This is a genomic window from Roseococcus suduntuyensis, from assembly GCF_014196305.1.
GTDB lineage: Bacteria > Pseudomonadota > Alphaproteobacteria > Acetobacterales > Acetobacteraceae > Roseococcus > Roseococcus suduntuyensis.
Genome location: NZ_JACIDJ010000002.1, coordinates 730,073 through 757,046, shown reverse-complemented (window position 1 = coordinate 757,046; position 26,974 = coordinate 730,073). Strand labels below are relative to the sequence as shown.

24 protein-coding genes and 4 pseudogenes are annotated in these 26,974 nt (G+C 68.6%); 16 read left to right on the top strand and 12 right to left on the bottom strand.

The window, feature by feature from the left end:
• Positions 1-392: pseudogene (locus GGQ83_RS10055) on the bottom strand (IS5 family transposase); the annotation flags it as partial.
• 77 nt (positions 393-469) lie between these two features.
• On the opposite strand from GGQ83_RS10055, the gene GGQ83_RS20405 reads away from it, so the two are divergent.
• Together GGQ83_RS20405 and GGQ83_RS10050 are read left to right on the top strand one after the other, a co-directional pair.
• Positions 470-754 (top strand): transposase, encoded by a 285-nt coding sequence (locus tag GGQ83_RS20405; RefSeq protein WP_375781515.1) that lies wholly within the window; start codon positions 470-472, stop codon positions 752-754.
• Positions 672-1,117: pseudogene (locus GGQ83_RS10050) on the top strand (transposase). Before GGQ83_RS20405 ends, GGQ83_RS10050 begins: the two are co-directional and overlap by 83 nt.
• Positions 1,118-1,354: 237 nt before the next feature.
• On the opposite strand, the gene GGQ83_RS10045 reads toward GGQ83_RS10050, so the two are convergent.
• Complete coding sequence (locus GGQ83_RS10045; RefSeq protein WP_184383617.1) at positions 1,355-1,501, bottom strand: hypothetical protein; 147 nt, start codon at positions 1,499-1,501, stop codon at positions 1,355-1,357.
• Positions 1,502-1,530: 29 nt separating this feature from the next.
• Positions 1,531-1,830 (bottom strand): annotated as a pseudogene (locus GGQ83_RS10040) (ATP-binding protein); the annotation flags it as partial.
• On the opposite strand from GGQ83_RS10040, the gene GGQ83_RS20400 reads away from it, so the two are divergent.
• Together GGQ83_RS20400 and GGQ83_RS10035 are read left to right on the top strand one after the other, a co-directional pair.
• Complete coding sequence (locus tag GGQ83_RS20400) at positions 1,723-1,950, top strand: AraC family ligand binding domain-containing protein (protein WP_375781517.1); 228 nt, start codon at positions 1,723-1,725, stop codon at positions 1,948-1,950. The pseudogene GGQ83_RS10040 and the gene GGQ83_RS20400 sit on opposite strands and share 108 nt — an antisense overlap.
• 274 nt (positions 1,951-2,224) lie before the next feature.
• On the top strand, positions 2,225-2,530 hold the full coding sequence (locus tag GGQ83_RS10035) for a helix-turn-helix domain-containing protein (RefSeq protein WP_184383616.1): 306 nt from the start codon (positions 2,225-2,227) through the stop codon (positions 2,528-2,530).
• Positions 2,531-2,667: 137 nt separating this feature from the next.
• Here the strand turns inward: GGQ83_RS10035 and GGQ83_RS10030 are convergent, their stop codons facing one another.
• Positions 2,668-3,105 (bottom strand): rhodanese-like domain-containing protein, encoded by a 438-nt coding sequence (locus tag GGQ83_RS10030; RefSeq protein WP_311727789.1) that lies wholly within the window; start codon positions 3,103-3,105, stop codon positions 2,668-2,670.
• A gap of 114 nt (positions 3,106-3,219) precedes the next feature.
• Here GGQ83_RS10030 and ftrA point away from each other — a divergent pair, with 114 nt between their 5' ends.
• Positions 3,220-4,227: a transcriptional regulator FtrA gene (ftrA, locus tag GGQ83_RS10025; RefSeq protein ID WP_311727787.1), complete on the top strand. Its 1,008-nt coding sequence runs from the start codon at positions 3,220-3,222 to the stop codon at positions 4,225-4,227.
• 234 nt (positions 4,228-4,461) lie between these two features.
• On the opposite strand, the gene GGQ83_RS10020 is transcribed toward ftrA, so the two are convergent.
• Positions 4,462-13,173: a GH36-type glycosyl hydrolase domain-containing protein gene (locus GGQ83_RS10020; protein ID WP_242534800.1), complete on the bottom strand. Its 8,712-nt coding sequence runs from the start codon at positions 13,171-13,173 to the stop codon at positions 4,462-4,464.
• A gap of 30 nt (positions 13,174-13,203) precedes the next feature.
• Between GGQ83_RS10020 and GGQ83_RS10015 the strand changes: the two genes are divergently transcribed.
• Positions 13,204-13,401 carry a hypothetical protein gene (locus GGQ83_RS10015; RefSeq protein ID WP_184383613.1) on the top strand — a complete coding sequence of 66 codons (198 nt, stop codon included), beginning with the start codon at positions 13,204-13,206 and terminating at the stop codon, positions 13,399-13,401.
• 156 nt (positions 13,402-13,557) lie between these two features.
• On the opposite strand, the gene GGQ83_RS10010 is transcribed toward GGQ83_RS10015, so the two are convergent.
• From GGQ83_RS10010 to GGQ83_RS09995, 4 genes are all read right to left on the bottom strand, one after another.
• Entirely contained in the window at positions 13,558-14,157 is a 600-nt protein-coding gene (locus GGQ83_RS10010; RefSeq protein WP_184383612.1) for a hypothetical protein, read from the bottom strand.
• A 183-nt stretch (positions 14,158-14,340) separates the two neighbouring features.
• Entirely contained in the window at positions 14,341-14,601 is a 261-nt protein-coding gene (locus tag GGQ83_RS10005) for a hypothetical protein (RefSeq protein WP_184383611.1), read from the bottom strand.
• A gap of 102 nt (positions 14,602-14,703) precedes the next feature.
• Positions 14,704-14,988, bottom strand: coding sequence for a hypothetical protein (locus GGQ83_RS10000; protein ID WP_184383610.1), 285 nt, complete (start codon positions 14,986-14,988; stop codon positions 14,704-14,706).
• A gap of 95 nt (positions 14,989-15,083) precedes the next feature.
• Positions 15,084-15,320: a hypothetical protein gene (locus tag GGQ83_RS09995; protein WP_184383609.1), complete on the bottom strand. Its 237-nt coding sequence runs from the start codon at positions 15,318-15,320 to the stop codon at positions 15,084-15,086.
• A 256-nt stretch (positions 15,321-15,576) separates the two neighbouring features.
• Between GGQ83_RS09995 and GGQ83_RS09990 the strand changes: the two genes are divergently transcribed.
• Positions 15,577-15,792 (top strand): ribbon-helix-helix domain-containing protein, encoded by a 216-nt coding sequence (locus tag GGQ83_RS09990; RefSeq protein WP_260170564.1) that lies wholly within the window; start codon positions 15,577-15,579, stop codon positions 15,790-15,792.
• A gap of 53 nt (positions 15,793-15,845) precedes the next feature.
• Complete coding sequence (locus GGQ83_RS20395) at positions 15,846-16,367, top strand: type II toxin-antitoxin system RelE/ParE family toxin (RefSeq protein ID WP_207017823.1); 522 nt, start codon at positions 15,846-15,848, stop codon at positions 16,365-16,367.
• On the opposite strand, the pseudogene GGQ83_RS09980 reads toward GGQ83_RS20395, so the two are convergent.
• Both GGQ83_RS09980 and GGQ83_RS09975 read right to left on the bottom strand, forming a co-directional pair.
• Positions 16,299-17,219: pseudogene (locus GGQ83_RS09980) on the bottom strand (Mu transposase domain-containing protein); the annotation flags it as partial. The gene GGQ83_RS20395 and the pseudogene GGQ83_RS09980 sit on opposite strands and share 69 nt — an antisense overlap.
• 526 nt (positions 17,220-17,745) lie before the next feature.
• Positions 17,746-18,198: an IS3 family transposase gene (locus GGQ83_RS09975; RefSeq protein WP_184383608.1), complete on the bottom strand. Its 453-nt coding sequence runs from the start codon at positions 18,196-18,198 to the stop codon at positions 17,746-17,748.
• 153 nt (positions 18,199-18,351) lie between these two features.
• On the opposite strand from GGQ83_RS09975, the gene GGQ83_RS09970 reads away from it, so the two are divergent.
• The 8 genes from GGQ83_RS09970 (at position 18,352) to GGQ83_RS09935 (ending at position 25,884) form a co-directional block, all read left to right on the top strand.
• Entirely contained in the window at positions 18,352-19,611 is a 1,260-nt protein-coding gene (locus GGQ83_RS09970) for an ABC transporter substrate-binding protein (protein WP_184383607.1), read from the top strand.
• 68 nt (positions 19,612-19,679) lie between these two features.
• Positions 19,680-20,579: a branched-chain amino acid ABC transporter permease gene (locus GGQ83_RS09965; RefSeq protein WP_184383606.1), complete on the top strand. Its 900-nt coding sequence runs from the start codon at positions 19,680-19,682 to the stop codon at positions 20,577-20,579.
• Positions 20,579-21,535, top strand: a complete 957-nt coding sequence (locus GGQ83_RS09960) for a branched-chain amino acid ABC transporter permease (RefSeq protein ID WP_184383605.1) — start codon at positions 20,579-20,581, stop codon at positions 21,533-21,535. Before GGQ83_RS09965 ends, GGQ83_RS09960 begins: the two co-directional genes overlap by 1 nt.
• Positions 21,532-22,320, top strand: coding sequence for an SDR family NAD(P)-dependent oxidoreductase (locus GGQ83_RS09955; protein ID WP_184383604.1), 789 nt, complete (start codon positions 21,532-21,534; stop codon positions 22,318-22,320). Before GGQ83_RS09960 ends, GGQ83_RS09955 begins: the two co-directional genes overlap by 4 nt.
• Positions 22,317-23,072, top strand: coding sequence for an ABC transporter ATP-binding protein (locus GGQ83_RS09950; RefSeq protein WP_184383603.1), 756 nt, complete (start codon positions 22,317-22,319; stop codon positions 23,070-23,072). The genes GGQ83_RS09955 and GGQ83_RS09950 overlap by 4 nt, the downstream gene beginning before the upstream one ends.
• Complete coding sequence (locus tag GGQ83_RS09945; protein WP_184383602.1) at positions 23,069-23,788, top strand: ABC transporter ATP-binding protein; 720 nt, start codon at positions 23,069-23,071, stop codon at positions 23,786-23,788. The genes GGQ83_RS09950 and GGQ83_RS09945 overlap by 4 nt, the downstream gene beginning before the upstream one ends.
• A 77-nt stretch (positions 23,789-23,865) precedes the next feature.
• Entirely contained in the window at positions 23,866-25,485 is a 1,620-nt protein-coding gene (locus GGQ83_RS09940) for a flavin-containing monooxygenase (protein WP_184383601.1), read from the top strand.
• Between the two features lie 252 nt (positions 25,486-25,737).
• The gene (locus GGQ83_RS09935) at positions 25,738-25,884 is read left to right on the top strand and encodes a hypothetical protein (RefSeq protein ID WP_184383600.1); all 147 of its coding nucleotides are present in this window, start codon (positions 25,738-25,740) and stop codon (positions 25,882-25,884) included.
• 45 nt (positions 25,885-25,929) lie between these two features.
• Here GGQ83_RS09935 and GGQ83_RS09930 read toward each other — a convergent pair whose 3' ends face one another.
• Positions 25,930-26,865, bottom strand: a complete 936-nt coding sequence (locus tag GGQ83_RS09930) for a pirin family protein (RefSeq protein WP_184383599.1) — start codon at positions 26,863-26,865, stop codon at positions 25,930-25,932.
• Positions 26,866-26,974 lie beyond the last annotated feature (109 nt).

The following is a 26,974-nucleotide window of genomic DNA, read 5'->3' as shown; positions in this document are numbered from 1 at the left end:
ATCCGTCACAAGATGGATTTTGGTCCCCCGCCCGCCCCGTGACTGGCCGATGGCTTGGAAGTCGGCCCCCCTTTTCCGCCGGCGGCCGACCGGTGCGCCTTGGCCGTCGTGCTGTCGATCAGGTGCAGCCCGCCTGGCGTCGCTTGTACCAGTGCCGCCAGCATGCCGGTCCAAATGCCGCGCTGCGACCAGCGGTGATAGCGGTTGTAGATGGTGGTCGGAGGGCCGTAGCAGGCTGGGCAATCCTGCCAGCGGCCGCCGTTGCGCAGCATATGCACGATGCCGCTCAGCACGCGCCGGTCATCCACACGCCGCGCGCCAGGTTGGTTGCTGGGAAGCAAGGGCGCGATCGCTTCCCATTGCCGGTCCGTCAGCCAGAACTCGCCCGCCATGATCATGCTCCGCTCAACACAAAGCTTGAATCACACAACGCCGCGTCGGAGCTAGAACTGATTGGGTTTGGAGCCTAATGCCATCAAGGCCGCGGCATATCTGGCCGCCCACCCCACGGGCCTCCAAGGCCGAGACCTTCTGGCTCGACTTCCTCCGCTCCCTCACGCGCCGCGGCCTGCCCGGCGTGAAGCTGGTGATCTCCGACGCCCATGAAGGGCCAAAAAGCCGCCGTGACCAAGGTGCTGCGGGCCACCTAGCAGCGCTGCCGCGTCCACTTCATGCGCAATGCCACGGCGCACGCCGACAAGACCCAGCGCCGCCTCGTCTCCGCCTGGATCGGCACCGCTTTCGCCGAGGCTGATGCGCCCGCCGCCCATGCCCAATGCGCCGGGTGGCCGACCAACTCCGCCCCAAGGTGCCCAACCTGGCCGAGTTGATGGACGCCGCCGAGCATGACGTGCTCGCCTACATGGACTTCCCGCGCGAGCACCGCGCCAAGATCCATAGCACCAACCCCATCGAGCGCCTCAACGGCGAGATCAAGCGCCGCACCGATGTCGTCGGCATCTTCCCGAACGAGGGTGCCATCACCCGCCTGATCGGCGCCATTCTCCTGGAACAGTCCGACGAATGGGCCACCCAGCGCGCCCGTTACATGACCCTGGAAACCATTGGCTCCGTGAGCCATAATCCCACCGTCAGCCTGCCCGACGTGGCCGCCTGACGCGGCGGCTCAACCCGCTAAGGAGCACAACTCCTCCACCACGCCGAGGGGCACTATCCGAAACCCCAGGAAACCTGCGGTTTACGGCGCCAGCGGTGCAGAAGACATGTGAGGTTGGGAGACCGACTGGAGCAGGGGTCGAAACCGGAATTCAACCTTCTCTGGGAGCATTCCCGCTCTGCAAGTATGAGGAGGCGCTTCGCGCACCGCGCGTGGCCGGGGGGAAAAGCATGTGGATCAGGTGGTGCCCAGGCTGGTCTCCAAACCCGCAATGAACGCCGCCACCCCAAACGCCGCGGCCGCACGCGGATCGAAGCTGCGAAACTCCTGCGCCAATGCGCGCGTCGCAGGAAAGGCTGCGGCATCGAGGGCGAGGATTGTCAACCGGCGCACAAGAAGGACCCGGCCGTTGTTCAGGTCCTGTTCTTGAACCGCCAGCTCTCGTTGCCGGTCTCGACGATGTCGCAGTGGTGAGTCAGACGGTCGAGCAGCACCGTCGTCATCTTCGCGTCGCCGAACACGCTCGGCCACTCGCCAAATGCCAAGTTCGTGGTCACGATTACAGAAGTCTGCTCGTAGAGGCGGCTGATCATGTGGAACAGCAGCTGTCCGCTGGACTGCGGAAAGGGCAGGTAGCCGAGCTCGTCCAGCACCACGAAATCCATTCGGCACAGATACTCCGCCATGCGGCCTGCGCAGCCCGCTCGCCCCTCGCCCATCTGCGCCGGCGCGCAGCGTCCTCCAGCGGACGCGGTCCGGTCGAGGCCGGGCCGGGCGACGTCATCACCGTCAACCCCGGCGAGGTCCATGACGGCGCGCCAATCGGCGAATGACGCGCCTGGCGGATGCTGTATTTCGACCCGCCCCTCATCCACGCGGCCGCGGCCGCGGCGGAGTAAGGGCTAGCCTCGGCCGCGTCCATTGAGATCCGCCGCGCCGTCCTTCACGATGCGCCGCTGGCGCGCCGCTTCGCCGAGGCCTTCGCAATGGTGACCAACCCGAGCGCGGAGGCGCTCGCGCGCGAGGCGGCTGGTCGGCCTCTACGAGGGGCTTTTGGTGCGGCACGCCTCGTCGGTGCGCCAGAACCGGCCTGAGGCCATGGGCCGAGTGGCACGGGTCCGCCAGCGCATCGACGACGACCCGGCCGCTGATGCGAGCCTCGACGCCCTGGCGGCCGAGGCCGGGGTGACCCGCTTCCAGCTGCTGCGTGCCTTCCAGCGCGAGACGGGCCTGAGCCCGCAGGCCTGCCGCCGCGTGCGGCGCGTACAGCGCGCGCGGGACCTCATCCGGGCCGGCACCAGCCTGGCCGAGGCGGCGGTCTACGTGGGCTTCGCGGACCAGAGCCACATGAACCGCGCCTTCCTTCAGGTCACCGGCGCGATGCCGGGCGCGTGGGCGCATACGCTGGGCTGACTAGCCCGGCCACGACGGGGGCTCAAGAGCATGAAGCGCCCCCGCGCCATCACTGATGCCGGTGCGGCCGCGCCCGTTCGCTCATGCTTGCCGCGCTGGCAGGTGGACGGCACGAGGCGGCCCGTTCCGCCCCGACCTCATGCCGCCGGCATTGCACCGGGTTCGCGCCCCGTGGCCACCGGCAGGCCCTCGTCGCGCCAGCCGGTCATGCCGCCTGGCATGGTCTTCACCGGGCGGCCGAGCACCGCGATGCGCAGCGCGCCACGATCGGCGCCGTTGCAATGCGGGCCCGCGCAGTAGGTGACGAACACGGTGCCCTCCGGCCAGGCGGCGAGCCGCTCGGCGGTGATGTCGCGGTGCGGCAGACTGGTGGCGCCCGGCAGGTGGCCCGCCGCATAGGCGGCCCGGCCGCGCACGTCGAGCACCGCGAAGGCCGGGCTCGCCCCCTGCTCCGCCGCTTCGCGCAGCCCGGCGAAGACGTCGGCGCAGTCGGTCTCGAGCGCCAGGCGACGCGCGGCATGCGCGCGCATCTCGGCGGGGCTGACGGGCGGGACTTCGGTAACGGGGTCTGGCACGATGTGAACTCCTCGATGGCAGGATCGGCGCGCCATGTCGCGCCGTCGCGGGCTAGGATGCCCGCGTGGCCCAGGATGAGGTGAGGGATGCGCCTGCCAGCAGAGCTTCGGATCGTGCCAAAGCGCCCCCGCCCCGGGCCGCCGGCCAATCGCCTCGTTGTGGCCGTCGCCTATGACGGGCTGTGCACCTTCGAGTTCGGCTGCGCGGTGGAGGTGTTCGGCCTGCCGCGGCCAGAGATGGGCGAGGGCTGGTATCGCTTCGCCGTGGCGGCGGCCGAGCCTGGCCCGCTGCGCGCCGCGGGCGGCGTGCGCGTGCTGGTGGATGGCGGGGCGGAGCTGATCGGGCAGGCGGGCACGATCATCATCCCCGGGTGGCGCGGCCCGGCGGAGCCGGTGCCCGAGGGCCTGTGCGCGGCGCTGCGCGCGGCGCATGCGAAGGGGGCGCGCATCCTCTCGCTGTGCTCCGGCGTATTCGTGCTGGCCGCCGCGGGGCTGCTGGAGGGCCGGCGCGCCACGACGCATTGGCGCTACTTCGACGCGTTGGCCGCACGCAACCCCGGCCTGCGCGTCGTGCCGGACGTGCTCTATGTGGACGAGGGCGATGTGCTCACGGCCGCGGGCAGCGCGGCGGGGCTCGACCTTTGCCTGCACCTCATCCGCCGCGACTTCGGGCCGGCGGCGGCCAACAGCGTGGCGGAGCGCCTGGTGGTGCCCGCGCACCGCGATGGCGACCGCGCCCAGCGGCTGCGGCGACCGGTCCCGCGCGAGCGGGCGGGGGGGTCGCGCCTCGCCGCCACGCTCGACCGTGTGCGGGCGACGCTCGCGGAGGCGTGGCCCATCGCGCGGCTGGCCGAGGAGGCCGCGACCAGCCCGCGCGGCCTGCACCGGCGCTTCCAAGAGGCGGTGGGCCTGCCCCCGGGGGAGTGGCTGCTGGCCGAGCGCGTGGCGCGTGCGCGCGACCTGCTGGAGACGACGACGCTGCCCGTGGAGGAGGTCGCGCGGCTGGTCGGCTTCAGTGACGTGCAGGTGCTGCGGCGTCATCTCCGCCGGCAGACCGGCCTTTCGCCGACCGCCTATCGCGCTCGCCTTCGGCGTGATGCGGACCCTGCCACCGCGGCATGACGCGCCGGGCAACGCCGGGGCGCGACCGGTGGCAACCTCTCGGGCGGATGAAGAAGGACGCCCGTGATGAGCGGCGACGTGCATGGCCATGACGGATGCGAGGCAGAGCGGCTGCAGGACCAGGCGCGCACCCGACGGCCGTGTTGATCGCCGGCACGGTGGTGCCTTCGAAGTGAAGTTCCACGACCGCACCGCGCACGGACATCACGATCGCCTCGGAAGTCCCCGTATCGGTCATGGCAGCAGCCCTGCCGGTGTTTGGCTGGCGATTATCGTTTCCTCATCGCTTGGCCGCGTGGCGATGGCGCTTCCGCTCCGTTCGCCAGCGATGTCCGAGTCATGCGCGGGCCCGATGCCCTGGCCCGATGCCGGCCTCTGCGGCCCCAGGCGAACCAGCAACCGGTGGACGGCGCCGTCTTCGACCAGGCGCAGAAGCAGCGGGCCGCTTCCGAGTGACGCCCCATCGAGGGTTGCCTCCGCGATGCCACGCTCGAAGCCCTCGGGGTTCTCGACGCGGATTTCGTAGCGTGCCGTGCCGTGCCGCAACGTCAACTCGAAGCTGGGCCAATCCGCCGGGATGCACGGGTTGAACAGCAGGGTTCCTGCCTGGACACGCAACCCCAGGATGCTCTCCATGCCGGCGCGCTGCATCCAGCCGGATGATCCCGTGTACCAGGTCCAGCCGCCCCGACCGGCATGTGGCGGCGTGGCATTGATATCGGCGGCCACGACATAGGGCTCGACCTTGTAGCGATGCACGTCCGAACGCGTGCGGGTATGGCTGATCGGGTTGAGCATCGTGAACAGCCGGCCGGCCTTGCTGCCCTCGCCCAGTGCGGCAAAGGCCATGACCAGCCACAGCCCGGCATGGGTGTACTGGCCACCATTCTCCCGCACGCCAGGCGGATACGCCTTGATGTAGCCGGGGTCACGCTCGGTCTTGTCGAAGGGAGGCGCGAACAGCAGCGCCAGGCGATCTGCCGGCCGGATCAATTCGCGTTCGGCCGAGGCCGTCGCATGGGCGGCGCGCACCGGGTCTGCCGCGCCGGACAGCACGGCCCATGATTGAGCAATGGAGTCGATCCGGCATTCCGTCCCGGCGGCGGTACCGAGCGGCGTACCGTCATCGTAGAAGGCACGCCGGTACCAGTCGCCATCCCAGGCCTCGCGTTCCAGTGCCGTCGCCAATGCGGACGCATGGGCGCGCCACGCCGTGGCATGGGCCACGTCATCGCGGGCCTCGGCGCGCCGGGCGAACACGGTGCAGGCGCTGTGCAGCATCCAGCCGAGCCAGACGCTTTCGCCCTCGCCCTTTTCGCCCACCCGGTTCATGCCGTCATTCCAGTCACCGGTGCCCATCAGCGGCAGTCCATGACGGCCGACCGCCATGCTCTGGTCGAGCGCGCGTGCGCAATGCTCGAACAGGGTGGCTGTCGTCTCACTCGCCTGCGGTTGGAAGAAGCGATCATGTTCGCCCGGCGCGAGCATCGCGGCTTCCAGGAACGGCACCTGTTCGTCGAGCACACCGGTATCGCCGGTGGCCGTGATGTAGTGGTCCACCGCCAGCGCCAGCCAGGCGCGGTCGTCGGAGATGCGGGTTCGCACGCCCTGCCCGGAATGCGGCAGCCACCAATGCTGCACGTCGCCCTCGGTGAACTGTCGGGATGCCGCACGAAGCAGGTGCGCGCGCGTCTCCGCGGGGCGGGATGTGACCAGCGCCATGCCATCCTGCAACTGATCCCGAAACCCATAGGCACCACTGGCCTGGTAGAAGCCCGCTCGTGCCCAGACCCGACATGCCAGGGCCTGATACAGCAGCCAGCCGTTCAGCATGATGTCCGTCGAACGTTCGGGCGTGCGGACCTGGATGCGGCCCAGGACATCGTCCCAATGCGCCGCAACCTGAGCCGCCACGGCATCGAGGTCAGCGGCGCGATACCGCCTGACCAAGTCTCGCGCCGCATGGGCATCGTCCGCCTGGCCCAGCAGGCAGACGATTTCGACGCTGCCATGCGCAGGCAACGTGATCTGTCTTCGCATGGCCCCACAGGGGTCGAGCCCCCCGCCCGTGTTGCCCGACAGAGCCGCCCCAGTGGCGAGAGCGGCCGGGTCCGAGAGGGAGCCGTTGCGCCCGATGAACTCCCGCCGGTCACCCGTCCAGTCGGTCTGCGCGCCGCGCAGGTCGAGGAAGGCGACGCGTGATCCGAAGGGGATGCTCCATGGATTGCGCGCGAACATCGCCCCCGTCTCGGGATCGATCGCCGTGGTGACGAAGGGCAGGGTTGCCGAGCGTGAAGGGCCAAGCACCCATTCGACATAGGCCGTCACGCTCAGCCGGCGGGCGCGGCCCGACCGATTGGTCAACACCAGCCGCGAAATCTTGAGGCTGTCACCCAGCGGCACCGATTGCGTCAGCGCGGACCGGATGCCGTGCGCGTCATGTTCGAAGCGGCTGTAGCCATGGCCGTGCCGCGCCACGTAGGTCAGCGCCTCGTCGCGCATCGGTTGCGCGGTGGGGGTCCAGACCGCGCCGCTCTCATCGTCGCGCAGGTAGATGGCCTCACCCGTGCGGTCGCTGACCGGGTCGTTCGACCATGGGGTGATCTGGTTCTCGCGGCTGTTGACGGCCCATGTGAAGCCGCCGCCCTCGGTCGGAACGTGGAAGCCGAATCCTGGATTCGCGACGACGTTGATCCAGGGCGCCGGGGTGGATTGGCCGGGGCTCAGGATGGTGACGTATTCGCGGCCATCCAGGTCGAAGCCGCCGAGCCCGTTGAAGAGTTCGAGCGTTGGCGTCGGGGCCGTCGGCGCCTCGACCGCAGGGCGCACCAGGTGAGCAGGAATGAGCCTTGCTGCCGGGACCGGCATGATCCGCGCATCCGGCGAAATCCTGGCGATCTGCTCGGCCAGGCCGCCTCGCCGGGCCACCAGCGCCACGCGTGCCGCGGCCGCAAGCAAGGCAACCGCCTCAGGCGAGATCAGATCGACCCGCAGGACGTAGACCCGGCCCAGCCGAGGGTCGGCACCCTGCGGCACGCGGCTGGTGCGCACCAGCGCCTGCAGCGCCTCCTGCAGATCCTGGATGTAGGAGGACTGGCGATCATTCAGGAAGACGACGTCCACGGCGATGTGCTTTGCCCGCCAGTAGTCGACGGCACGCATCAACTCCCGTGCCACGCCGAGGTGCTCCATCTCGTCGATCCGCAGCAGCAGGATCGGCAGATCGCCCGAGATCCCGTGCGGCCAAAGACCCGATTGCGCGCCGCCGCCACGGCAGATCATGTCGGAGCTGGCGCGTGTGCTTGGCGCGGCATGGAGCAGATGCCCCGCCAACTGCTGAAACAGCGCCGCCGTTCCAGGGGAAATGTCCAGGTGGTGCATCTGTACCTGCGCCTGTGTCCAGGCCAGCGTGGCGGCCCGCGAGAAGGCGCCAGCGTCGCGGTGCTTGTCCAGTGCGTCCAGCAGTGACTCCCGCGTGGGAGCAACGACCGTCCAGAAGGCAACGCGCGCAACCGCGCCGGGCGCCACGCGAAGGCGCCGGCGCAGGGCGAAGATCGGATCGAGCACGGTGCCGACCGTGCCCGACAAACGGCCGCCGCCAGACATCGCCGCCGGGTTGCGCGCACCGTGACCGCGCCCCAGGAAGCGGGCACGGTCGGTTTCGAATTGCGGCGCCGCATCCCCCTCGCCCTCCACGACGCTCAACTGCGCTGCCCAGATGGCCGGGTCGCCCGACCCACGCTTGCGACGCGTTGCCAGAAGGGCGCCCATTTCGGGCAGGTACTCGGTCTCCACGAACAGCTTGGAGAAGGCCGGGTGCGCGATGTCGTCGTCCTGCCGGGCCAGCGCGAGCTCGGCAAGGGAGGTCACCTCGACCTCGCGGACGGTGTCACCCGTGTTCGACACCGAAACGCGCCGGACCTCCGCATCGCTCTCCGACGAGACGATCACCTCAAGCGTCGTCGTCAGCGTGCCGTCGGTGCGGGTGAACTCAGCGCGGTCTTCATGGAAGGTCACGCCATAGCTGTCGGGCTTCGCACCGGTAGGCTGCGCTCCCGCCGACCAGACCCGACCGGACCCTATGTCGCGAAGGTAGGTGTAGGAGCCGAAATCGTCGCAGGTCGCATCCTCGCGCCAGCGCGTGACCGCGATGTTGCCCCACCGGATGTAGCCGGAACCGGCAGCCGTCAGCATGGTGGAAAAGCGGCCATTCGACATCACGTGGGTGGCCGGCGTGGCCTGCTGCGCCGTGGTGAAGTGGCGGGTGCCGGAGCGGTCCTCCTCGACCGTGCGATCGGCCGATTTCACCTCCACGGCGAAAGGTCGGACGATTGCGACCTCGCGCGGCATGCGTTCCTGCAGCAGCAATTCGGTTGCCTGCACCATGGGTTCGGCATGGAAGCGACGCCGCATCGCGCCGCCATCGAGAGCGGCCGCCAGCGCCACGATCGTCATCCCCTGGTGATGCGCCATGTAGGCATGGATGACCGCGCTGACGGCGCCCTTGGGAAGGCGCAGGCGGGTGTAGTCCACCGCCTCGTAGAAGCCATAGCGGCCGCGTGCGCCCGCCTCCACAAGGCGCGCCAGGTTGGCGCAGGCCGCCGCGGGATCGACCATCGCGGCGAGGGCCGTGGCGTAGGGCGCGATGACGCGGTTCTCGCTCAGGCCGCGCTTCAGCCCCAGGCTGGGCACGCCGAAATTGGAATACTGATAGGTCAGTTCGAGATCGCGCGCGTTGTACGCGGATTCCGAGATGCCCCACGGAATCCGGAACTCCGCCGCGTGCTCGATCTGGCGCCTCACCACCAGGCGATTGGTCTTCTCGAGCAGGCTGCCGCCGGGCGCCCGCATCACCAGGGACGGCATCAGGTATTCGAACATCGAGCCGGACCACGAGACCAGGGCGGCACCGTGCCCAACCGGCACCATGGCACGGCCCAGCCGGAACCAATGCCGCGCCGGAACATCGCCCTTGGCGATCGCGAAGAAACTGGCGAGCCGCGCCTCGGAGGCCAGCAGGTCGTAGCAACTCGGGTCCAGCGTGCCTTCCGGCACCCGGTAGCCGATGGAGAGGAGTGTGCGCTCGGGGTCCAGCAGGAAGCCGAACTCCATGGCCATGGCCATCGCGCGGGCGGTGGCTTCGAGTGCCCCAAGCCTTTCGATCAGCCGCGCCCGGGTCTCGTCGTCCAGTTCCCGTTCACGCTGATGGCTGCGGAGCGTGTTCCGGCAGGCATGCACCCAGAACAGCAGGTTCTCGCCGGCGCCGTTGCCACGCTCGAAGGCCAGCGCCTGAGCGATCTCGACCACCGTATCCGCCTGGGCCGCGAGGTCAGGGAGGGGCTGCGATGCGACCGCGGAGCTGAGTGCCGCGAGCGCTCCGTCAAGTTGCCACCAAGTGGTCGTCTGGGTTCTCCGCCCGTCGTTCAGGAGGCCGGCCTCCTCCCGTGCGAGGTCGATCGCATCGGCGATGCCGGCCACCGGCAAGGACGCGGCGCGGGAGAACTCGCGGCAGGCATTGGCCAGGGCGATCAGATGGCCGGCCAGGTTGCCGCTATCGACGGCGGAGATGTATTTCGGATCCAGCGGGCGCAGGCTGCCAGTGTCGTACCAGTTGTAGAAATGGCCGTGGCAGCGTTCCATGCCCGCCATGGTCTCCAGCGTCGCCTCCAGCCGGTCCACCATGTCAGGCGTCCCGATCCAGCCGAAATCACGCGCGCTGACCGTGGAGAGCAGGTAGAGGCCGAGGTTCGTGGGCGAGGTGCGGCGAGCCAGCAGCGGCGCCGGATCCTCCTGAAAATTGTCAGGCGGCAGCATGTGGTCGGCGGCGGTCACGAATGTCTCGAAGAATCGCCAGGTCCGGCGCGCCGTCAGCCGCAGGGCATGGCGATCGCTTGGCGACACCTCCAGGCTTGCTGCAGAGCGCGGCGCCGAACTCGCCCAGCGCGCCACGGCGGGCGAGGCCAGCCAGAGCAATGCGAAGGGAGCGGCCAGCCACCACTGCGCCGACAGCAGCGCGACCAGACCGGCGGTCGCGCCGATCACCAACCCGCCGCTCATGGTTCGGAAAGAACCGCCCAAGCCAAGTCGGCGACTGCGCGTCGCTTGCGCGGCCGGCACCCATTGCAGGAGATGGCGGTGCGAGGCGAAGAGCCGCCACAAGGTGCGCGTGATGGCATCGCCCATCAGCCAGGCCTGGTGCGCCAGGAAGGTGATGAGAAGACCGGACAGCGCGATGGCCGTGCGCAGATCGTGCGCCAGGGCGCGCCCATGGCTGGCGAGCGTCACCCCGGGTCGCCACGGCGCGATGGCGGCGATCACCGGCACCAGCGTCGGCAGGGCGATGGTCGCCAGGATGAACAAGGTCCAGAGCAGCGCGGCCACCGGCAGCGGCAGCATCCAGCCAACCAGCAGCGCCAGCACCGCCGCCGGGGCCGACAGGGACCTGCGCAGATTGTCGAGCATCTTCCAGCGGCCGATCGCCGGCATGGCCCCGTCGTCGCGCGCTGTGCCGAGTGCCTTCCGGCCCAGAATCCAGGGCAGCAACTGCCAATCGCCGCGTGCCCATCTATGGTGCCGCTGCGCGCCCACGTCGTAGCGGGACGGGAACTCCTCGACCACCTCGACATCGGAGGCGAGGCCCGAGCGCGCAAACACGCCCTCGAACAGGTCATGGCTCAGCAGGGTCGAATCGGGCACCCGGCCGGCCAGCGAGGCCTCGAAGGCATCCACTTCGTAGATGCCCTTGCCGTTGTAGGAGCCCTCGCCAAAGAGGTCCTGGTACACATCCGATACCGCGAGCGCGTAGGGGTCGATGCCGCTGAGGCTCGAGAAGATGCGCTGGAACAGCGACCCCTCGGCACCCACCGGCTGCGACGGCGTGACCCGTGGCTGCAGGACGGCATAGCCCTCAAGCACGCGCCCCGCCGCCACATCGAAGCGCGGCCGGTTGAGCGGGTGCGCCATCTTGCCGATCAGCCGGCCCACCGCATCGCGCGGCAGCCTGGTATCGGCATCGAGCGTGATGACGTAGCGGACATCGGCGGGCGCGCGGGGTTCGAGCCCGTTGATGGCGATGTAGGTGGTATCGAGGGCGCCGCGCAGCAGTTGGTTCAGCTCATGCAGCTTGCCGCGCTTTCGCTCCCAGCCCATCCAGCGCGCCTCGCCGGCGTTCCAGACCCTGAGGCGGTGGAACAGGAAGAAGCGTTCGCCATCGGGTCCGGGGCCAAGCCGTTTGTTCAGTTCGGCAATGCCGGCCGCTGCCGCCGCCAGCAGGCTGTCGTCGTCCGGCGCGTGCTCGGCCTCGGCATCCGTCCAGTCGGTCAGTAGCGCGTAGTGCATGCAGCCGGCGGGACTGGCCAGATGATGCACTTCCAGCCGTTCCACCAGCTCGGCAATGGCCTCCTCGGACGTCAGCAGCGTCGGCACCACCACCATCGTGCGAAGCTCTGGCGGCACGCCGTCGAGCAATTCCAGCCCTGGCAGCAGCCTGGCTCCGAATCCGCTGGTGACGGCGCGGTTGACCAGGGAGACGGCCAGATCCTGGGCCGGGATGATCCCGAGGACGGCCAATGCCGCCAGCCACACCCAACCAAGCCCCAGGGCGCCCATGACGAAGAGGGGGACGGCCAGCACCAGGCACGTCGTGCACGCGACGGCCGCCGCATAGCCGCCGATTCCGGAGGCGCGGTTCAGCCGACCCGGCCAGGCGCGGAACGGTGGGCGGAACCCGATCTCGATCTCGAAATCGCGCCGCCCGCCGGCGAGGAGGTGATAGCCGGGGTCCGATTTTCGCGGGTCATTCGGCGCACGCTGCGCGGTGGCCACGGCGGCGCGGGCGACGTCCAGCTCACTCCCCTCGGAACGCGCCGCCAACTCCTCGATGGCACTGCGGTAGAGGTTTCGCGTGGCGAAATCCATGGTGGTGAATGCGCTGCCAGCGGCGAGGATATCATCCACGAGGCTGACACTCTCGAACATCTCGTTCCAGTTGACATCGGCAATCAGGCGCAGGCTGGTGATGATGTTCCGCACAGTGACGTTCGCCGCACCCTCGGTCCGGTGCAGCTCCTGCACCACCGCTTCGGCATTCCGGCCCTCCATTTCCAGGCGCTGGTCCAGCCAGGCGAGTGCGGGGGTGACCGACGGGTCCTGATCGCGCAGCCGATGCACGAGCTGCACGGCAAAGGCGTCGTCGAGCGGGCCCTCGGCGTGGCCGGCAAAGACACCCGCAGTCGTCTCGGCCGGCGCGCCCGTGGCGCCCGCCAGCCTGTCGGCGATGCGGTCAGCGGCCTGTTCCGCCAGATGATTGCCGTGGATCCGCTCCGCGAGGCGCCGGAGGTTCTCGATCAGGACGATACGCAGGGTGATGGAGCTCGCCCACAGCTCACCGATCGAGAGCGGTTGCACCGTCTGGTAGGCGCGCAGGAAGCGCGTGAACGTTGCCGGATTGAAGCTGCTGTCCGTGTGCGCGACATATGCCCAGGCGACGCCCAGCATGCGCGGGTAGCCCGCGAAGGGGCCGCTGACGAGCTTGGGCAACTGGCGGTAGAAGCCTGGTGGCAGATGCAGGCGCACCGCCCGGATCTGGCGCTCCACCAGATGAAAATTGTCGATCAGCCATTCTCCGGCCGGGGTGATGGGCCGTGCCTCATCCACCGCTTCCACCATTCCTGCGTAGCACGCGAGCAAACACTCGCCATTGGCAGCGAGGCGTCGACCCAGCGGATCCCCACGCCTTTTCCGAGCGGTCACCGCCTGGTCAGCAGCGAGGCTTCGCCCGTGCATCTCGAGGCGCTCGACGCCGAAGATCTCGGCACGGACCGGAGCCTTGTCGTTCCAGATCGCCTGAGGCGCGCGCATGAATGGATTTTGGAGCACTGCGTTGAGGCTCCCGCACGTCAGCGTGCGAGCTGACAACGCCTTCAGCGCGCAAGAGTTGCGCGCCATGCCGCGGGCCAGAATATTTGGTCAAGTCGATTGAATTCTTCCGAATCGCTGAACGCTCTGGCGCAAAGGCGGCTGCGTTTGGCGATCGTCATCTCGGCAATGGCGTTCATCGCCTTGCTGAAGTTGCAGCTGCCGGCAGGGCCGGAGCCGGCACTGGAAGAGTTCCTGATGCCATGGATGCCGCAGGACACCCGCGACCCGCGGGCGGGGATGGTCGCATGTTGCTGACGCGCAGGCGGCGGGCGGCCTCGCGCGTGGAACGCGGTCAGCTCGGGCCTGGCGGCCACTCATGCTCCCTTCGCGCAGCCGCGATGGGGACCCGCATGCTTCTGCTCGGCTGTGCCCGGCCTCGGTTGTTATCGGCGGCGCTTGCGCGGGTCGGGTTCAGACCCGCAGCCATGTTTCCGAGAAGGCCAGCATCGCCGTCGAGATGTGCTGGCCCACAATCTCGCGCGGGATGGGCGCGCCTGGCCGCGCCACACCGTTGACGGTGACCGTCGCCGTCTCGCAGCCCACAAAGAGGCTCGGCATGTGGTGCTTGCCGGTGGCCGATTGCGCGGGGGCGAGCGCGAAGCAGAAGGGCTTGCCCAGCCCCTTCCACTCCAGTGCCACCGTCATGCCGGCGGCCGTCACCGTCTCGCTGTAGTGGGTGATGGCGTCGCCGCCGGCGGCCACGCTGTCGAGCGGGCGGTAGTCGAGGTTGCGCAGGCCGGGCAGCCCGCGCCACGCGCCGAAATGCGCCACGTAGTCGCTGACCAGCCAGCGCGCGAGCGGCTCATTGTCGGTCAGGCAGACATTGCCCTCCCCTTCGGTTTGCGGCGCCTGCAGGAGCACCAGCGCATGGCCGCGCCCGTGCGGCGACAGCACGACCCGGAAGAAGGAGGCGAGCGTCGTGAAGGGCCCGGCGGGGTCCGTCTTGAGGGAAATGCCGGGGTTCTCGCCGGACCATTCGACGTGTCCGGGGAAGAGAAGGGTCTCGGTCATCGTCGTGCGTCCTGCCCTGTGCAGGGTCGAGCTTGTGACAGGAACGCACTCGGATCAATCACGGCGCACAGTGAAAAGCATGCACCCGATCCTGGCCGGGCCCGTACTGGGCGTCGAGGCCCACCGCTGCATGAGAAGTTCCTCGACGCAGGACACGCCCCGCCATTCGCTGTCGGCGCCAGATCAGGGCGCGATGCGGTAGACCGTGAAGGAACCCTTCGCCCCAGTTTGGTTGGCCGGGCTGTTGCTCGCGTCCTGCGCCGCGCTGGCGTCCCAGGCGTTCAGAATCGCCGCAGCGGCGTCGCGCAGGCTGGCGCGCGGGGCGGGTGTGTACGCGCCCTGGGCGTGCTCGGCTTCCTGCGCGGGGGCATTCCCCTCGGCGGCGTCGTCCGCGCCCGCCGTCGCCATCGCCATCGCCGCCGTGATCATCTGCTGGCGCTGCATGAGTCCAGAGCCTAGAGCATGCTGCGTTCACGCCGCCTGCTCCAGCCATCCTTGAGAGCGGGGTTCAGCGTTTTCGGTGCTTCCACCTCAACGCATCCCGCTCTAGCCGGCCCCCGTGTCGCCCTCATTCGGGTCGATGCCGATGGCGCGCAGCCCCTCGTCGGTGATGAGGGCCAAGATCCAGGTGTCGTCCTCGTCCTGGCGCCAGCCGAGCCCGACATGCTCCCGCGGCGCGTTGATCTCGGTGAGCAGATTGTTCTTGATCAGGCTGCGGAACACCGCGTTGCGCGCCGCGGCCGGGAGCGTCTTCGGCGTGCGGGCGAGGCCCTTCTCATGCTGCGCGGCGGCGCTGAGGATCACGCGCTGGCCGTCGGAAAGATTCGTCATCGTGGTGGTCTCCGGTTCCGGGTGCCGGTCATCGGCCCGTACTGCCGGGAGCCCCGCCGGCTTCGCCGGTCGGGGCGGTGCGGGGGCAGCCCGCTTCAGCAGGCATGTTCGCCGCGGCGGAAATACTGGTCCGCGATGTCCTTCAGCTTCGCGGTGGCATCCGAAAGCCAGGCCGCTTCGCTCCAAAGCACCGTCTCGGGGTCCGCGCCGAAATGGTCCTCGCTGGCCTGGGCGAGTTCCGCGAGGAGGGCGTTGAATTCGGCCTTCTTCGCCAGGAAAGCGGCCAGGATGCGTTCTTGGTTGCGGGCGGCGCGGGCTTCGCGGTCGGTCATGCTGGTCTCCGTCGTGGTGCGGGGCGTTTCCTGCGTGTGACGGATCATTCGCGCTGTGCCGCGCACGAGCCAAACAAGATGCGGCGTTGTCTTCGTGCTATGATTCGGTGATCTGCATCACATCATGATCCTGCCGGGCGCCGGCCTGGAGCGCCTCCCGGCCCAAATCATTATTGCCAATTTTTGCCAAACTCGGGTATCGTCTAACCCATGGGCACTATGAACGTCTCCCCTGCCGAATGGGCTGAAATCCTTCGTGGATGAGCAGGTCGCAGCGCGTGGCTACTCCACCAGCAGCGAGTATGTCCGCGAGTTGATCCGCAAGGACCAGGAACAGGACCAGGACCAGGACCAGGAGCGTGAGCGCCTGCGCGGCCTGCTGCTGGACAGCGCGGCATCTGCTCCGACAGTGGCAGCGGATGACGGCTATTTCGACATGCTCCGCCGCCGCGTCCGCCAACCGCAGGCGTGACCGCCAAGCCAGTCATTCCGCGGGAAGCGGCGCAGCGGGATATCGACTAGGCCATCGCCCGCTACGCGGCGGAAGTCGGCGAGCCGTTCGCGCTGGCCTTCATCGATGCGCTGGAGCGGGCCTTCAGGCGGATCGCGCAGCATCCGGCCGTGGGCTCGCCACGCTATGCCTTCGAGTTGCTGCTGGAAAGGCTTCGCGCCTGGTCGCTGCAGCGCTACCCGTATCTGGTGTCCTACGTCGAGTGGGAGGACCACCTCGACGTCTGGCGGGTATTGCACACGCAGCGCGACTTCCCGGCCTGGATGCTGGAACCGGAGGCGCCACAGCCCTTCCGTCGTGCGGATCCCGCTTCGTTGAACGGATGGAACCGCGGATACCGGCGAAGTCTCCGCGCGGCGAGCCGCGCGCCCCTGACCATCTTCGGTCCGGCGCCCGCCCATCGACTTCCCGCCGCTGGGAAGTCGCTTCGGATCGCGCGTCATGTGCGTGGCTCTGGATCGATCGAATCAATCGGATCCAGCCGATCGGCAACCTTCAGCAGCAGCGCGTCTGTTCCTGCAGGATGGTCTGCATGAGATGCGGATCGCCGCCGATCTCGGCGGCGATCTGGCCCGGCACCCGCGCCGGCCAGTGTCAATCGGCGCGCAAGAAGGCCCCCCCATCGGCGCGCAAAAGGGACCCCCTTTCGAGCGCAGATCGCGCCCTCGTGTCGCCCGGCCCGGAGCCGTAGGTGAGGGCTGGACACCCTCGCGCAGAGCCCCCAGGCAGGCGGCCTCCACCGCCGCAAGCCCGTCGCTCGGCACGGCCGCCAGGATGGACACCATCTGCCGGTCGTCATCGGCGGTGCCCGCCAGCTTGCGGCGGATCCGCTCCAGCCCCGCGCGCAGCAGCCAATCCTTGAAGGGTGCGCCATTGCGCAACGCGCCGGGTTTGCGCGCCAGGACAGGCACGTCACGCCGAAGGCGTGCTCCTCGCACGACATGCCAGGGGTCGAACACCGTCTGGTCGCGGCCAAAGCACCGCGGATGCTCGCCGACCGGCCGCACCGCCCGGCGCAGTTCGATCCTGTCGGCATAGGCCCGGATTTCCACCGACCGCCCGACCGCGTGCGCCGATACCGAATAGCGATTGTTGTCGAACCGCACGAGGCACGTCTTGGACACCGACGCCGACATTGTGTGAAAGCCGTCGAACCGCCCGCCATAGGGCACAAGGCTGGGCCGCTCGGCCTCGAACACCGACCAGATCGTCTGGTCGCGCAGCTCGGGATCGCGGTGTGCCCGCGCATAGGCCACGCACTGGTCCAGCAGCCAGGCGTTCAGCTCGTCCAGGTTCTTGACCCGGACGCGCGGCGTGAAAAACCGTTCGCGCACCAGCCCGACCTGGTTCTCGACCTGGCCATTCTCCCAGCCGGACGAGGGCGTGCAGCCTGATCAGCGTCAGCCGCTCACGGCTGGGCTTGGCCGCGTTCGAGGCCAGCAGCGCGTCCATCTGCTCCCGCCAGGCGCCCAACGTCACCTCTCCGCGCTTGGCTAAAAGAAAGACGAAAGTCGCATCCACATGGCGCCGGTGAACCTCCGCCGCCACCGCCGTAGTCGTGGGATCACCCAGCGCCTCACGGCTGGCCTCCCAGGCGCTCCTGCGCCCACTCCCAGGCCTTTGGAGTAGCCCCTCTCATACCGGACAGGCGGCTTGGTTGGCTGACTACTTGGCGATGAACTCACGCGGCGCGCGCATGCGGTGTTGTAGTCGTCGAACCAGGCGGGGGTCCACTGAAGGACGGAGATGGCGTCCGGCCTGGGAGTTTACGCGGGCATAGTCCCGCTTGAGGGTTCCCCTCAGACGCCGTTGCTTTCGAGGATGCGGACCGGCATGAAGCATAGAATTGAGGTTCAGCGTGGCGGCGAAATTGGTCGTCTCGGCGACGATGTAGGCGGAGCTATTATCGGCACGTCACTGCACAGGCTGCGGGGCGCAGATTGCACCGAACCGGTGCTCGACGCAGTCCAGCATCATGTCTCTGATCATCTCGCAGGAGATGCCTCCGCCGCAGGTGGCGACCCAGGCGATGCTCTCGCGGTTATGGGTGTCGATGCCAAAGGCGATACGGAACACTTCGCCGTTCCAACAGGAGATCTCGAGGTCATCGGAAGCCCAGCGCTGATTGGATGCGGGCGCGACGAGGGTACCCTCTTGGGCGCGGATAGGCCGCCTGCCGGTGTGGGGCTGAAGAAACGTTGAGGAGATCAGCCGGAAGATGCGCTTGTGGTTCAGAGATGGCTCGCCGGAGCTGCGCCTGGCCCGGTTCAGCAGGGCGGTGACGCGGCGGTCGCCATAGGTGGGGCGGCCATCGGTGACGGCGCGGATAACCAGACCAGACTGCCAAAGGCCGGCTACATGCGGCACCGCCCCGGTGCACCGATGCGCTTCGTCTTAGTTTGACAGTGGGTCCAGCACCTGTCTAGCGTCTGGTCGTCCAGGATCTCAGCCGGCGCACAAGACGCCGGTGGAAAAATACCCGGCCAGCCAAGGGCCGCGAACCCAAGGGAGGGTCTCGTCATGTCCACCATCAAGCCCCCGGGCTTACATCGGCGCCGCCTCATAGGCGTCGGCGCCGCCGCCGCCATCACCGGCTTCCCGAACATCGGCTTCACCCAGGCCCGCCAGCCCATCAAGATCGGCGTGCCGACCATCCTGTCGGGCCGCGTCGCGCAGCTGGGCATCTCCTCGCGCAACGCCATGCAGATCGAGGTGGATGCCTTCAACGCTTCCGGTGGCCTCGATGGCCGCCCCATCGAACTGATCGTGCGCGACAGCCGCGGCGTGCCGGCCGAAGCCGCGCGCATCGCGCGCGAGATGATCAGCAGCGACGCCGTGGAGTTCCTGTTCGACGCGGAACCCTCATCCGGCGGCTTCGCCATCCATGAGGTGGTGCGCGAGACGGGCACCGTCACGCTGCACATCAACTCCGAGACCTCCTCGCTGACGGCCGATCCACGCCAGCGCTTCTGGAATGCCTTCCGGGTCGCACGACAGGGCATCCATGATTCCATCGCCGGCGGCTACTACGCCGCCAGCGTGGCCCGAAGCCGCAATCTGCGCCGCTGGATGACCATCTCGCCGGACTACGCCTATGGCCGCGACACCACTGCTGAATTCGTGGAATTCGCCCGCAGCTTCAACGCCGACATCCAGATCACCGGCGAGACCTGGCCGCGCCTGTTCCAGGCCGACTACACGGAGAACATCACCCGGCTGAACCAGGGACGGCCGCAGGCGGTCTATTCCTGCCTCTGGGCCGGTGATCTGGTCACCTTCGTCGAACAGGCCTCGATCTTCGGCCTCTTCGCGCAGTCGCAGCTCTTTGCCGTGAACATGGCCGACTACACGACGCTGCAACAGGTGCGGAACCTGCCGCGCGGGGTGCATTCGGGCAACCGCTACCTGCGCAACTTCCCGACGGTGCCGGAAAACCTCGCCTTCGCCACGGAATACAACCGCCGCTTCAACACCTTCCCCACCAACTGGTCCTGGCAATCGGCCACCGCCGTGCGGCTGCTGACCACGGCGCTGCGCCAGGTGGGCGGCACCAACCCGCGCGAGGTCGCGGCCAAGCTGAAGGGGATGACCATCGAAAGCCCCTTCGGCGCCGAAGGCACCGTCACCATGCGCGCGGAGGACCAGACGCTGGTGGACTACGCGATCGGCTGGGGCACGACCATCAGCGCCGACCCCTTCGTGGAGAACATGCAGAAGGCCGATTGGGCGACGATCCGGCGCCTCGAGGCCGAGTGGAAGCGCGGCAAGGGCTGGGGCTGAGCCCGCCGCAGCCTGCCCCGGGTGCGGCCGCGCGGCCGCGCCCCTGACCTCCCGCGCGAAAGCCTCCGATGGAACTCACCGAACTCGGCGAATGCGTCTCCTCCCTGTCCTGTGTCGTCACGCAACTGGCGGCGGGGCTGACGATCGGGATGCTGCTGTTCCTGGTCGCGTCGGGGCTGACGCTGATCTTCGGCGTGCTGGGCCTGGTCAACTTCGCCCATGGCTCGCTCTACATGATGGGCGCCTATTTCGCGCTGGCGGCCTATGGCCCGACGGGGAGCTTCGCCCTGGCCGTGCTGGCGGGCACGCTGGGTGCCGCGCTGCTCGGCCTGTTCTTCGAGCGCTTCCTGCTCAGCCGCATCTATGGCCAGGACGTGCTGATGCAGCTGCTGGTCTGCTACGCCATCATCCTCATCCTCGATGACGTGGTGAAGATCATCTGGGGTGCCGATTTCCGGAACATGGGCGTGCCGCCGGCCTTCCTGCACCCGCCCTTCATCATCGGCGGCGGCGTCGTGCCCTATTTCTACGCGATCCTGTTCGGCATCACGGCGCTGATCGCCGTCGCGCTGTCCTATGGCATGAGCCGCACGCGCTTCGGCCGCATCGTGCGCGCCGCCGCGGTCAATCCGGGCATGGTGGGGGCGCTCGGCATCAACACCACGGTGGTCTACGCGGCGGTCTTCGCGATCGGCGCGGGGCTGGCGGGGGCGGCGGGGGCACTCTCCGCGCCCATCCGCTCGGTCGTGCCGGGGGCGGGCGTCTCCATCCTGATCGAGAGCTTCATCGTCACCGTCATCGGCGGCATGGGCTCGATCGGCGGCGCGCTGGCGGCCTCGCTCATCCTGGGCCTCACGCGCTCCTTCGGCTCCATTGGCTTCCCGCTCTTCGTGGAGGGAGCGATGTTCGTCATCATGGCCCTCGTGCTGATCCTCCGGCCCAGCGGCCTGGGCGGGAGGCGCGGCTGATGGGCTTTGGCCGAGACAGTGCGATCGCACTCGCCGTCCTGCTCGTGTTCATCCTGCTGGAATTCACCGGGCTGCGTTCTGCGGGGCTGGTGGACTTCGCCATCCGCTTCGCCACCTTCGGCCTGCTGGCACTCTCGCTCAACCTGCTGATCGGCAGCGCCGGCCTCGTCTCCTTCGGGCATGCGGCCTATTTCGGCATGGGCGCCTACAGCTTCGGCCTGCTGATGCAGACCGGCGCCTGGTCCGTGCCCGCCGCCATCCTGGCCGCCGTGGCGATGACGGCGCTGCTGGCGTTGGTGATCGGCGCGCTGTGCGTGCGGCTCTCCGAGATCTACTTCGCCTTCCTCACCCTTGCCTTCCAGATGCTGCTGCATTCGCTCATCCTCTCCTGGATCGGACTGACGGGGGGCGACCAGGGGCTGATGGGCGGCATTCCCAAGCCGCCCTTCCTGGGCGTCGATCTTGCACGGCAGGACCATCTGGCCGCGTTCAGCCTGTTCTGCCTGGTGGCCTCGGCGGTCGCTCTGCGGCAGATCCTGCGCTCGCCCTTCGGTGCCGCGCTTCGCATGCTGCGCGACAACCCGGACCGCGCGGCGTTCCTGGGGCTGTCCGTCTTCCGGTATCGCTTGGCGGCCTTCGTCATCGCGGGCAGCTTCGCGGGCCTCGCGGGCGTGCTGATGAGCCTCTATGTCTCGGGGGCCTTCCCCTCCTTCGCCTTCTGGACGACCTCGGGCGAGGCCATCTTCATGATCATGCTGGGGGGCGTGTCGGTCTTCCTGGGCCCGCTCGTCGGCACCGCGATCTTCCTGATGTTGAACGACTGGATCACGGCGGTGACCGAGCATCACGGGCTGTTCCTCGGCATCATCCTGCTCATCATCGTGCTGGGGCTGCGCAAGGGGCTGCTGGACTTCGCGGTCGAGCATTGGCGCGCCCGCAGAGGAAACCAGCCATGAGCTTCGCCGGGCGCATCGCGGTCATCACCGGCGGCGCCAGCGGCATCGGCGCCGCCTGCGCCCGCATGCTGGCCGCCCGCGGCGCGCAGGTGGTGGTGACCGACCGTGACGTCGCCCGTGCCGAAGCCCTCGCCACCGAGATCGGCGGGACGGCCATGGCGCTGGATGTCGGCCGCCGCGTCGCCAATGACGACGCCGCCGCCGAGATCGAGGCGCGCCTCGGGCCGGTGGACATCCTCGTCACCTCGGCCGGCGTGCTGCAACGCCCGCTGCGCGCGGAGGAACTGAGCGAGGCGGACGTGGAGGAGGTGGTGCGGATCGACCAGATCGGCACCTGGAATTCCGCCGTGGCCTTCGGTGCACGGATGGCAAGGCGCGGCCGGGGTTCCATCATCACCATCGCCTCCATCGCGGGGGAACGCTCCATGCCGCTGCACGCCTATTCGCCGGCCAAGGCCGCGGTGATCGAGATGACGCGCTGCCTGGCCGCCGAATGGGGGCGCTCCGGCGTGCGCGTGAACGCCGTCTCGCCGGGCTTCACGCTGACGCCGGCGCTCGGCCAGGCCATCGCGGCGGGCGAGCGCGACCCGAGCCTGCTGGAGGGCAGCAGCGCCCTGGGCTGCATGGTGACGCCCGACGACATCGCGGAGGCGGTGTGCTTCCTCGCCTCGGATGCGGCACGCTGCATCACCGGCATCAACCTGCCGGTGGATGCGGGCTGGCTGGTGGCGGGTTCCTGGGCCACCTATGGCGGGCTGCCGCCGGCGCGGGGCAACCTTCCATGAGCGGGCGCCTCGAACTGCAGGGCCTGCGCAAGAGCTTCGGCGGCGTGGTCGCCACCGATGACGTGACGCTGGGCTTCGAGCCCGGCACGCTCTCGGCCATCATCGGGCCGAATGGCGCGGGCAAGACCACGCTGTTCCACCTCATCACCGGCAAGCTGCCGGTCACGGCCGGGCGCGTGCTGCTGGACGGCGCGGAGATCACGGGGCTCGACCGGCGCGAGATCGTCCGGCGCGGCATCGGTCGTGCCTTCCAGGTGGCGAACCTGTTCCCCAGCTTCTCGGTGCAGGACAGCCTGGCGGCCGCGCTGATGGCCCATGCCGGGCGTACCGCCGGATTGTTCAGCACCTTCCCGCCGCCCGACGTGCAGCGCCAGGCCGAGGAGGTGATGGAGCTTTGCGGCCTGACGCATCTGTCCCGCACCGAGGCGCGGCATCTCAGCCATGGCGACCAGAAGCTGCTCGACATCGCCCTCGCCCTGGCGCTGAACCCCAAGGTGCTGCTGCTGGACGAACCCACCGCCGGCATGGGCCCCGATGAACGCTGGCGGATGATCGAGCGCGTCTATCGGCTCTGGGAGGCGCGCAAGCTCACGCTCATCTTCATCGAGCATGACATGGATATCGTCTTCAAGATCGCGCAATCGGTCCGTGTGCTGCGCTATGGCGCCGTTCTGGCGGAAGGAACACCGGAGGAGGTGCGCCGCAACCCGGCCGTGGTGGAAGCCTATCTCGGTGCCGAGCACGCGCTATGAACGATAAAGGAGCGAGTGAACTTCTCGTGGACGGGCTGGATGCCGCCTATGGCGCAAGCCAGGTGCTCTTCGGCGTGAAGCTGGAGGTGGAGCGCGGCGAAACCCTCGCGCTGATGGGCCGCAACGGCGCGGGCAAGAGCACCACCTTCAAGGCGATCGCCGGCCTGCTGCCGCCGCGCGCCGGGCGTGTCATGGTCCGCGGGCATGATGTGGCGGGCCAGAAGCCCTACCGCATCGCCCGCGCCGGCATCGCCTATGTGCCGGAGGACCGGCAGGTGTTCCCCGAGCACAGCGTCGAGGAAAACCTGGAAATCGCCGAGCGCGAGGGCGTGGGCGGCCGCGAATGGAACCGCGCCCGCGCCTTCGAGATGTTCCCCATGCTGCAGCCATTGCGCGGCCGCATGGCGGGCCGGCTTTCGGGCGGTGAGCAGCAGATGCTCACCATCGCCCGCAGCCTGATGGGCAACCCGGCCGTGCTCCTGCTGGATGAGCCGTCGGAGGGCCTGGCGCCGCTGATCGTGCAGCAGATCGGCGCCCTGATACGTCGCCTGCGCGAACTGGGCACCACCATCATCCTGGCCGAGCAGAACAGCCGCTTCTGCCTGGCCGTCGCCACGCGCGTCGCGGTGATCGACAAGGGGGCCGTCGTCTGGCGCGGCGACGTGGCGCAGTTCCGCGCCGACCCCGATGTGCAGGCGCGCTACCTCCAGGTCTGACCTGCCATCGCGCCCTTGACGCATGGCGCCCCCGGCAAAACCATGCGGTCCCACCGCGTTTCGAGGAGAAGCCCGCCATGCCCGACACGATGACCCCGCCCGTGGCCCTCGATGCCGTCATCATCGGCGCGGGCTTTTCGGGCATGTACCAGCTGCACCTCCTGCGTGACCGGCTGGGGATGAACGTCACCGTGCTCGAAGCGGGCGAGGGCGTGGGCGGCACCTGGTACTGGAACCGCTATCCCGGGGCGCGCTGCGATTCCGAGAGCCATTCCTACTGCTACATGTTCTCGCGCGAGTTGCAGCAGGAGTGGGAATGGTCCGAGCGCTATCCGGAGCAGCCCGAGATCATGCGCTACATGAACTTCGTGGCGGATCGGCTGGACCTGCGGCGCAGCATCCGCTTCGGCACCCGCGTCACCGGCGCGCGCTATGATGCGGCCGCCAATCGCTGGCATGTCGACACCCAGGGTGGGGAGAGCTTCCAGGCCATCTACCTGATCACGGCGGTGGGCTGCCTCTCGACCGCAAACGTGCCGCAGATGCCCGGCCTCGAAACCTTCGCGGGCGACTGGTACCACACCGGCGAATGGCCGCAGTCGGGGGTGGATTTCGCGGGCAAGCGGGTCGGGCTGATCGGCACCGGCTCCACCGGCATCCAGGCGGCCCCCGTCATCGCGGCGCAGGCGAAGCACCTCACGGTGTTCCAGCGCACGGCCAACTACAGCGTGCCCGCGCACAACGCGCCGCTGACGCCTGAATTCAAGCAATGGGTGAAGGCCAATTACGAACAATTGCGCGCCCTCATGCGCAGCACCACCAACGGGCACCCCTTCACCATCGCCGAGCGCTCGGCGCTCGATGCCGACGACGTCGAACGCGAGGCGCTGTTCGAGCAGGCCTGGGCCAAGGGCGGCCTGCAGTTCCGCGCGATCTTCAAGGACCTGCTCTCCAGCCTCGACGCCAACGCGACCGCCGCGGAATTCATCAAGCGCAAGATCCGCAGCATCGTGCGGGATCCGGCCACCGCGGAACTGCTGGCCGATATCGACCACCCCTATGCCGCCAAGCGCCCTCCGATCGACAGCCACTACTTCGAGACCTTCAACCGGGAGAACGTGGCGCTGGTGGATGTGCGTTCTGCCCCCATCGCGCGCATCACGCCGACGGGCCTCGCGACCACCACGGCGGAATACGAGCTCGACATCATCGTCTTCGCCACCGGTTTCGACGCCATGACCGGCCCCCTGCTGCGCCTGAACATCGAAGGGCGCGATGGCCTGACGCTGCGCGAGGCCTGGGCCGCGGGGCCGCGCAGCTATCTGGGGCTGCAGGTGCCGGGCTTTCCGAACATGTTCACCATCACCGGCCCGGGCAGCCCCTCCGTCCTGTGCAACATGCCCGTGGCGATCGAGCAGCATGCGGAATGGATCGCCGATTGCATCTCCCATCACCGCGGCCAGCGCATCGCGCGCATGGAGGCGACGGAGGAAGCGGCCGATGCGTGGGTCGCGGAGGTGAACCGCGCCGCCGAGGCCACGCTGCTGCCACAGGCGTCCAGTTCCTGGTATCTGGGCGCCAACGTGCCAGGCAAGCCCCGTGTCTTCATGCCCTATGCCGGCGGCATGGCGCATTACGCCAAGATCTGCGCCGACGTGGCAGCAAAGGGGTATGAGGGCTTCACGCTCATGGCCTAAGCCCCTGCAGGGCAGGCAGGACGCTCGTGCGTGCCTGCACCGCTGCGGTGAAACCGGAGTTGAGGTTGCCCCACTTCCGTGGACGGAGATCGGGTGGGGATCAGTCGTCCCTGGCCTCGGTTCTGGCTTCGCATTCGATGGGTGAAGGATAACCCGAAGTCGAGTGTCGCCTGATCGGATGGTGGAAGCCTCCCATGAAGGCGAACACCGCCAGGCGCGGCGAAGCCCGCCGCTACGTGCTACGAATTGACCATGTCACACCGAGACCTGTTCGCCGGCTTCGTGCGCCTGCACGTGCTGCAACTCGCGCGGCACGGCTTTCCTAGCCTTTCGCACGGGCTGTTCGCCACGCATCCCGGTGTGATCAATCCTGACCTGCTGGCCCTCATCCGCGCCTGAGACCATCATCGGCGGCCATGGCGGCAAGGCCACGGCCGTCCCGCCTCAGTCCGGCAAGGGGATGTGCTCCTGCCGGTCCTCCGCTGGCAGGTCGAAGCGCCCCTGGCCCCAGTTGGCCGCGCGCCATTCCTCCTTGGCGCGCTCGATGCGCTCGCGCGAGGAAGCGACGAAGTTCCACCAGATGTAGCGCGGCCCGCTGAAGGTCGCGCCGCCCAGGATCATCAGTCGCGCGCCTTGTTCCCCGGCCGCGACCGTGATGCGGTCGCCGGGCCGGAAGACCATCATCCGCCCCGCCTCGAACACCTGCCCGGCCACGGAGATGGCGCCGTCCACGATGTAGATGCCGCGGTCCTCGTGGTTGTCGGGCATGGGCAGCCGGGCGCCGGGTTCGAGCTTCACATCGGCATAGAAGGTCTCGGACAGCATCGTGGCGGGCGCCGACTGGCCATAGGCCTGGCCCAGAATGAGCCGGACCGAGACGCCATGGTCCTCGATGACGGGCAGCGTCTCCTGGCCGTGATGCTCGAAGCTCGGCGCCACGTCTTCGTGGTTTTCCGGCAGGGCGAGCCAGGTCTGGATGCCGAAGAGGCTGTTCGGGCCGCGCCGCGCGGCGGCGGAAGTGCGTTCCGAATGCGTGACGCCACGCCCGGCCACCATCCAGTTGAGCGCCCCGGGGCGGATGACCTGGTCGGCGCCCGTGCTGTCGCGGTGATGGAAGTCGCCCTTGAACAGGTAGGTCACGGTGCCGAGGCCGATATGCGGATGCGGCCGCACGTCCACGCCTTGCCCGGTCAGCAGCTCGGCCGGCCCCGCCTGGTCGAAGAAGATGAAGGGCCCGACCATCTGCCGCTTCGGCGCGGGCAAGGCGCGCCGCACCTCGAACCCGCCAAGGTCGCGGGCCCGGGGGACGATGAGGGTCTCGATCGCATCGGTCCCGACGTCATCGGGGCAACCCGGTTCGAGGGCTGGGTTCCAACTCATGCGCGTCTTCCTGTTGGCTTGGGATCTGATGCGGCCGAACTCCACGGCCAGGTTCGAAGCTGGACCCCCAATTCGCTGAAGCAAGTCGCGAAACATGGAATACTTAAGC